We start from the raw sequence: 6,778 nt of genomic DNA, 5'->3' as shown, positions 1-6,778 counted from the left end.
GATGCCGGGTGGCAACCCCACCGGGCGGGTGGGGGAAGTCCCTTTGTAGTCCTACGCGCTTTGGTGGCACCAAACGTCGAGTGCTCCGGGCCAGACGGCCTTTGGGCGTCGCAAACAGCGTCTTGACCGCGGCGAACGGACTTCTGTGCTGCCAAACGCTGTTTGCTGACGGCGAACGACGTTCGCCGAGCCCAGGATTGAGTTTGGTGGCGGCGAACGACGTTTGGCGCCGCCAAACAGACTTCGGCGGCTCAGAACTGACTTCTGCGACGCCAAACAGACTTCCGGGGCAAATAAGGGGATAGATCCGCTTGGCGCAGCAGCACCCGACGCGCCATACCCACCGCGCCTTCGCCCAACATCACCCGGCCCCAGCGGGGGGCGTTCGTGCGGCATGGGTCGACATGGGCCCGCCTGATTCGATCGTCAGCCCTGTTTCATCAGCGCCAGGGCCTGCAGCTCGACGCGTTGCCGGATCTCGGCGTCGACCGCCTTGCGCCAGCGGGCAGGGATCGCCGCCGGGCCGTAGCAGGCGCCGGCGAGCATGCCGGCGATGGCGCCGGTGGTGTCGGCGTCGCCGCCGCGATTGACGATGTCCACCAGGCAGGTCTCGAAGCTGTGGGTGGAGAACAGCGCCTGGAACACCGCCTGCAGGGTTTCGACCACGAAGCCGCTGGGGTTGTCCCGGCGCTTGCCCTGCCAGGCGAACACCGGGTGCCGGGCGACCAGCGCGTCGGCGTGGTGGCGGGCGGTGTCGAGGCCGTGGCCGGCGAAGAAGTCGTGGACCATCGCCACCAGGGTGTCGCAGGCGGCGTCGGACAGCAGGTTGTGGTGAGTCACGTGGCCCTGGGCCCGGCAGGCGGCGGCGACTACGTCGGGCTCCTGGCCGAAGGTGGCCAGCGCCACCGGCAGCACGCGCATCGCGGCGCCGTTGCCGGCGTCGTGCTCGGAAGGCGGTGCCTCGGGGTTGCCGGTCTTGCGGTAGGTGATGAGGTTGCGCCGCACGGTGTTGCCGATATCCACCGGCTTGCCGCGCATCCAGGCGTCGAAGGCGTCGGCGGCGGCGCGGGCATCCACCCGGCCGGCGGCCAGGATAGCCTCGCCCAGGGCCAGGGACATCGTGGTGTCGTCGGTGACCTGCCCGGGCTTGAGGCGCAGCCAGCCACCGCCGCTGATGTCCTGATGGACGCCGTGCTGGTGCTGGATCTCGCGGGGGGTGAGGAACTCGACGGTGGCACCCAGGGCATCGCCGATGGCGAGCCCCACGTAAGCCGCGACGGCCCGGTCTTCAGGCGTGAGGGCGGGCGCCGGCGGCGGGCTTACTGCTCGGGTCCAAAGCACTTGGCGTAGTCCTTGCACACGCCGCACGACGGGGCGGGGCACACGTAGATGCCTTCGGCGGCGCAGAACTGCCGGTAGAGGAACTTCTTCCACTTCATGTCGCCGGTGTTGGCGGCGGCGAGGCTCGGGAAGTTCACCACCATCAGGCGGCTGAGCTCGTCCCGGCTGGCGAGGCCCAGGTCCTGCCACAGGTGGTCGGCGCCGGTGCAGGCGGTGGCGATGATGTCGGCCACCCACAGCTCGGAGGCGTGCTGCCCGGCCCGGTGGTCGAGGAGGAGCTTCTGCACGTCGCTCCATTCCGGCACCTTGTCGGTGCTGCGCGGAAAGGCGGGCATGAGCAGCCCGGTGAAGTATTCGTTGATCAGCTGGCGGCAGGTGCGCTCATCCAGGCCGAGATCCGGGGGCAGGCAGCCTTCGCCGAGGCGCTGGCCGGCCAGCAGACTGGCCAGCAGCGGACGGTTCGGATCGAAGCGTGCGTGGTCGTGGCAGGGCATGGCCAGCAGGCCGGCGACGGCCAGGGCGTGATGCGCGTTGCGATCCAGAACGTTCATGGCAGCCTCCCCCGGGGTGGGACTTACTTGCTCGGATACTCGACCAGGATGTCCTCGTCGCGGATGATCATCTGGCAGGCCAGACGCCATTGGGTCGGAGGAATGTCATCCACGTACATCTGCTCGACCTGGGCCTTGGTGATGTGGCCCAGCTCGGTCAGGGCGGCGACTTCGCGCACGTTGAGCGGGCCGCCCATCGGACGGCGCTTGCCATCGACGGACGAGACCTTCACGAGACACGTGCCGCAGTTGCCTTCCTGGCAGCCGAAGTCGATGGGGATGTGGTGTTCCTTGGCAAGGGCGAGGATGGTCTGGGTGTGGCTACCGGCCACGGCATAGACCGTCTTGTCCTTGTGCATGGGGCTGCTGAAGGTGATCAGGGCCATTTGAAGTTCTCCTGGAATGACGGGTTCACGAATTTCTCTGTGGTTGCGGGACGTGCTTTTAGTCTTATGCGGGCTTGACGACGATTTCGCCGCCAATGATCTGGGCCTGGCAGGCCAGGCGATGGCCCCGGGGGGCGAGGTTGTCCTTGAGCGCCTGATCCTCAAGCATGCTGGGCGGGGCGAGGTTGTCGGCGCCGGAGACGATCTTGGTGAGGCAGGTGCAGCACTCGCCTTCGCGGCAGCCGTAGGTGATGCCGGCGCCGACCTTTTCGGACACCTCGATGAGGCGGGTGCCGGCCGGGACGGTGACGGAGACGCCGATGTCTTCGAAGGTGACTTTGGCTTTGGGCATGGTGGGTTTTCCTGGTTGTCCTGAATGGGTTAGGCGAGGGTGACCTGCAGCGTGCTGAACTCGATCTCCCGGTGCTCCACCTGGCCGGTGAGGTGGCGGGCGAGGGTTTCGCCCAGGGCGTGGCACTGCTCCAGCTCGCCAGCGTCCGGCACGAGCTTGATGCGCAGGCCTTCCACCGGCACCCGCAGCTTCAGGCCGCGCAGGCGGTCTTCGATCAGCCGCACCGCCTCGCCGCTCCAGCCGTAGCTGCCGAAAGCGGCGCCGAGCTTGCCTTTGACGTTGACGGTGGTGAGGGACGAGAGCACGTCCCAGATGGGCTTGACCGCGTCGGCGTTGATGGTCGGGCTGCCGAAGGCGAGGCCGTCGGCTTCCTCGATGAGGTCGGTGAAGATGCCGGACTCGCCGCCCTCCAGGTCGTACAGCGACACCCGCACGCCGCCGATGGCCTCGGCGCCGGCGGCGAGGGATTCGGCCATCCGCCGGGTGTTGCCGTAGGCCGAGATGTAGAAGATCACCAGGGTCTTCTCGCTGCGGGCCTCGTTGAACAGGCGCGGCATGGCCAGCTCGCGGTAGCGCTGCACGTAGTCCCGCGGCATGTGGCGCAGGATGGGGCCGTGGGCGGGGGCGATCAGGCGCAGGTTGAGGGGCTCGATGAGGGCCAGTGCGTCCAGCACGTTCTCGCGGAACGGCCGCATGATGTGGGCGTAGTAGTACTCGAACGAGAAGCGGAAATCGCCCACCGCGTCGTTGTAGAGCCGGGCGTCGCAGAAGTGGCAGCCGAACACGTCGCCCGAGAACAGCATGCCCTCCTCGACGAGGTAGGTGCATTGGGTGTCGGGCCAGTGCAGGTAGGGCGTGTGCAGGAAGTGCAGGGTGCGCCCGCCCAGGTCGATGGTGTCGCCGGTGGTCACCGGGATGTACTCGGGCGGGGCTTCGCCGCTGGGCTTGAGCAGCGCCTTCAGCATCATCTGGGCGCGGCGCGAGAGGTACACCTTGGCCTGGGGCGCGCGCTTCAGCAGCTCCGGCAGGGCGCCGCTGTGGTCCGGCTCCAGGTGGTTGAGGACGATGGTGGTGATCTCGTCGTAGCGGGCGACGGATTCGAGCCGCCGGAAGAAGTCGTCGGCGAAGCTCTCCTTCACCGTGTCGATCACCGCCACGCCGGTCTCGCCGCGCACCACGTAGGCGTTGTAGGTGGTGCCGTTGGCGGTGCGCAGGATGATGTCGAAGTTGCGCAGATGCGGGTCGAGGGCGCCCACCCAGTGGACGCCCGGGGCCAGTTCGACCGCGTTTTCAGTGATTCCCGACGCGCGCATGGTCGTCTCCGTTTTCCATGGCGCGTGCGCCACACGAGGCGGAGTAAATGTCGGAGTCCGGTTCCGGGCCGGCCGCGCACGGCCGCTCCGAAGCGGCCGGCTCGCCCCCCAGTGGGGGGAGGCGCCGCAGGCGCGTCGGGGGGCGTTCTTCCTCGCCGTGCACGCCGGCTTCGATGTTGCCTTCGGGCAGGTCCACGCCACGCAGGCCGATCCAGGCGTCCACGGCAGCGGTGTCAAAACCCACCATGCGCTCCTCGCCCACCTGCATCAGCGGGCGGCGGATCAGCAGCGGGTTCTCCAGCAGCAGCGTCAGGGCCTGGCGCACGTCCAGCGCGTCCGGGTCGATGTGGCCGAGCTTGATCGCCGGCGCGCTGCGGTTGAACCACTCGGGCACCGGCAGCCGGCCGAGGAAGGCGAGCAGCCCTTCGGCCGTCCACACCTCGGTTTTCAGGCTGCGGGCGTGCACGGTGTGGCCTGCCGCGGCAAGCAGCGTCTTCTGGCGCTGGTTGCCCTGGCAGCCGGGCTTCTCGAAGAAGGTGACATCGGCCATCAGGCCACCTCCCGGTACAGCCCGTACTCCTTGAGCTTCTCGATCGGGATGCCGGTCAGCGATCCGGGCGGGTTGAGGAATTCGCCCAGCTCGTCGACGATGGCCATCTCGATGGGGCAGATCGCGGCGCACTGGGGCGTGGCGTGATCGCCGAGGCATTCGGTGCACTTCATGTCGTCGATGAGGAAGTGGGGCTTGTCGGCGTAGATGGCGTCGTTGGGGCAGACGTCCACGCAGGCCCAGCAATTGACGCAGGATTGAGTGATCTGAAGTGCCATGTCAGGGCTCCCGAAAGGCCCGCCGGAGGTATCCCCGGCGGGCGTGACGAAGGATGTGGATGAAGTGGGCGTTCAGGCGACCTTGAGGCTGTCGGTGCTCGGGAGCAGCCGGCCGGTGGCGGCGATCTCCTTGTACACCGTCATCACCTCCTCTTCGATCGGCTCCATCGCGTGCTCGCCGTTGGGGGCGATGCCGGCCGCCTCGAGCTTGCCCCACGGTTCGAAACCGATCTTGGAGCACAGCACGACCTCGCAGCCTTCGAGCACCTTGATGTTGCGATCGAGGAGGGAATCCGGTTCCTCGTCGCCCTCGCCGCAGCTGTCCATCCCGCCGCAGTACAGCTCGGTCTTGCGGTGGCTGATGAAGCGCACGCCGTCGACTGACGCCTCGTAGATCAGGAACTCCTTGGCGTGGCCGAAGTGCTCGGCGACGAGGCCGTTCTTGCCGGCCACCGCCATCAGCACCGGGCGCGAGCCTTCAGGAATCCCCTGGGGCTTGGGCTTGGTGTGGCCGCGCTGGGCTTCGAGCTTCTCGATGATCGAGTCGTGGACTTCCTTCCGGCGCACCATCGCGGCCTCGTAATCCACGTCCATCACGTCGATCTTGTCCATCGTGAACTCGTCGCCGCGATCCTCGCCCAGGAGGCCCACCGCGTCGGCGCGGCACTGGCGGCAGTGGCGCATCATCGCCATGTCGCCGGCACAGGCGTCCTGCAGGTCCTGCAACTGCTCGGGGGTCGGCTCCGGCTGCTCCATGATTCCGTAGTAGGTGCCGTGCTCGGGCTCGGCGATCAGCGGCATCACGTTGTGCAGGAAGGCGCCCTTGGCCTTGACGATCTTCGAGACCTCCTTGAGGTGCTCGTCATTCACGCCGGGGATCAGCACCGAGTTCACCTTCACGAGGATGCCCCGCGAGGTGAGCATCTCGAGGCCCTTCTGCTGCTGCTCGATGAGGATCTTGGCGCCCTCGATGCCGAAGATGCGCTTGTTGTTCCAGTAAATCCACGGATAGATCTTGGCGCCCACTTCCGGATCGACACAGTTGATGGTGATCGTCACGTGGTCGATGTTGTGCTTGGCGATCTCGTCCACGTATTGCGGGAGCGAGAGTCCATTGGTGGACACGCACAGCTTGATGTCCGGCGCCTTCTCCGAGAGCTGCTCGAAGGTCTCGAAGGTGCGGGCCGGGTTGGCAAGGGGGTCTCCCGGCCCCGCGATGCCGAGTACGGTCATCTGCGGGATCTCGGCGGCCACCGCGAGCACCTTCTTGATCGCCTGATCCGGCGTCAGCAGCTCGGACACCACGCCCGGGCGCGACTCGTTGGAACAGTCGTACTTGCGGTTGCAGTAGTTGCACTGGATGTTGCAGGCCGGGGCGACGGCCACGTGCATGCGCGCAAAGTAGTGGTGGGCCTCTTCCGAATAACAGGGATGGTCCTGCACCTTGGCGCGGATGTGGTCGGGCAGATGAGACAGGGCGTCGGGCGCTGTGCCGCAGCCACTTGAAGAACAACCGCCGCCGGATGCTTCTTCGGGCGCGGCATTGCTGATGACGGGCAGTTCCACGTTGGGCTCCTCTGGATCTGGGGTTACGCCGGGTATTCAGCAATCGCTGTGCCAGAGGAGAAAACAGCAGAAAAACAGGGGTTTATTGTTTTGGCGCGGGGGCGCTTGTCAGCCCTTTGTCGCAAAGGTGACAGTCACCTTTGTGCGTAAACGCCTGATTTGAGGCGCTTTAGGATTGGCACCGGTCTTGCGTGGCAGATGGGCATGAAAACCTATCTCGACTGGTCGGCCTACGACACCTACGGCGTGGGCGACGCCTACGCGGGCATTCCCGCCACCGGGGGCAACTACGCCAAGGCGGTGGCCGTGTGCATGAACAACCACCAGTGCCAGCGCGACGGCAAGGGGGTGATGTGCCCGAGCTACCGGATCACCCACGACCTGTAGTGGTCAAGTAATACCGGACACCTCGATAGGGTGCTGTACTGCGGTTTTCCGTTC

The 6,778-nt window shown here is 66.6% G+C and carries 9 protein-coding genes; 1 reads left to right on the top strand and 8 read right to left on the bottom strand.

The features are described 5' to 3' along the window. Positions 1 to 426: 426 nt before the first annotated feature. From draG to nifB, 8 genes are all read right to left on the bottom strand, one after another. On the bottom strand, positions 427 to 1,341 hold the full coding sequence (draG, locus tag Q0672_RS12980) for an ADP-ribosyl-[dinitrogen reductase] hydrolase (RefSeq protein WP_298622789.1): 915 nt from the start codon (positions 1,339 to 1,341) through the stop codon (positions 427 to 429). Further along, positions 1,320 to 1,892: a nitrogen fixation protein NifQ gene (locus tag Q0672_RS12975; protein WP_194271310.1), complete on the bottom strand. Its 573-nt coding sequence runs from the start codon at positions 1,890 to 1,892 to the stop codon at positions 1,320 to 1,322. Before Q0672_RS12975 ends, draG begins: the two co-directional genes overlap by 22 nt. A gap of 23 nt (positions 1,893 to 1,915) precedes the next feature. Next, the gene (locus tag Q0672_RS12970; RefSeq protein WP_153163563.1) at positions 1,916 to 2,278 is read right to left on the bottom strand and encodes a 2Fe-2S iron-sulfur cluster-binding protein; all 363 of its coding nucleotides are present in this window, start codon (positions 2,276 to 2,278) and stop codon (positions 1,916 to 1,918) included. A 64-nt stretch (positions 2,279 to 2,342) separates the two neighbouring features. Beyond that, on the bottom strand, positions 2,343 to 2,630 hold the full coding sequence (locus Q0672_RS12965; protein WP_298622785.1) for a 2Fe-2S iron-sulfur cluster-binding protein: 288 nt from the start codon (positions 2,628 to 2,630) through the stop codon (positions 2,343 to 2,345). A gap of 29 nt (positions 2,631 to 2,659) precedes the next feature. Beyond that, positions 2,660 to 3,943 carry an FprA family A-type flavoprotein gene (locus tag Q0672_RS12960; RefSeq protein WP_153163561.1) on the bottom strand — a complete coding sequence of 428 codons (1,284 nt, stop codon included), beginning with the start codon at positions 3,941 to 3,943 and terminating at the stop codon, positions 2,660 to 2,662. Next, positions 3,921 to 4,493: an ArsC/Spx/MgsR family protein gene (locus tag Q0672_RS12955; RefSeq protein WP_298622781.1), complete on the bottom strand. Its 573-nt coding sequence runs from the start codon at positions 4,491 to 4,493 to the stop codon at positions 3,921 to 3,923. The genes Q0672_RS12960 and Q0672_RS12955 overlap by 23 nt, the downstream gene beginning before the upstream one ends. Next, positions 4,493 to 4,771 carry a 4Fe-4S dicluster domain-containing protein gene (locus Q0672_RS12950; protein WP_284187027.1) on the bottom strand — a complete coding sequence of 93 codons (279 nt, stop codon included), beginning with the start codon at positions 4,769 to 4,771 and terminating at the stop codon, positions 4,493 to 4,495. Before Q0672_RS12950 ends, Q0672_RS12955 begins: the two co-directional genes overlap by 1 nt. 72 nt (positions 4,772 to 4,843) lie before the next feature. After that, a complete protein-coding gene (gene nifB, locus Q0672_RS12945) occupies positions 4,844 to 6,337 on the bottom strand; it encodes a nitrogenase cofactor biosynthesis protein NifB (RefSeq protein WP_298622776.1) in 1,494 nt (497 codons plus the stop codon). Positions 6,338 to 6,541: 204 nt separating this feature from the next. Between nifB and Q0672_RS12940 the strand changes: the two genes are divergently transcribed. Further along, on the top strand, positions 6,542 to 6,724 hold the full coding sequence (locus Q0672_RS12940) for a hypothetical protein (protein WP_228112020.1): 183 nt from the start codon (positions 6,542 to 6,544) through the stop codon (positions 6,722 to 6,724). The last annotated feature ends 54 nt before the right edge of the window (positions 6,725 to 6,778 follow it).

Origin of the sequence: uncultured Zoogloea sp. (genome assembly GCF_937894855.1) — a bacterium.
GTDB lineage: Bacteria > Pseudomonadota > Gammaproteobacteria > Burkholderiales > Rhodocyclaceae > Zoogloea > Zoogloea oryzae.
The sequence above is the reverse complement of the archived record's forward strand: the minus strand, read 5'-3'. Positions and strand labels throughout refer to the sequence as shown.

What these genes read in the sequence shown, in the direction of transcription:
- Q0672_RS12975 (WP_194271310.1), bottom strand. Translation starts at nt 1,892, where the DNA reads ATGAACGTTCTGGATCGCAACGCGCATCACGCCCTGGCCGTCGCCGGC.
- Q0672_RS12950 (WP_284187027.1), bottom strand. Translation starts at nt 4,771, where the DNA reads ATGGCACTTCAGATCACTCAATCCTGCGTCAATTGCTGGGCCTGCGTG.
- Q0672_RS12965 (WP_298622785.1), bottom strand. Translation starts at nt 2,630, where the DNA reads ATGCCCAAAGCCAAAGTCACCTTCGAAGACATCGGCGTCTCCGTCACC.
- Q0672_RS12960 (WP_153163561.1), bottom strand. Translation starts at nt 3,943, where the DNA reads ATGCGCGCGTCGGGAATCACTGAAAACGCGGTCGAACTGGCCCCGGGC.
- Q0672_RS12955 (WP_298622781.1), bottom strand. Translation starts at nt 4,493, where the DNA reads ATGGCCGATGTCACCTTCTTCGAGAAGCCCGGCTGCCAGGGCAACCAG.
- Q0672_RS12940 (WP_228112020.1), top strand. Translation starts at nt 6,542, where the DNA reads ATGAAAACCTATCTCGACTGGTCGGCCTACGACACCTACGGCGTGGGC.
- Q0672_RS12970 (WP_153163563.1), bottom strand. Translation starts at nt 2,278, where the DNA reads ATGGCCCTGATCACCTTCAGCAGCCCCATGCACAAGGACAAGACGGTC.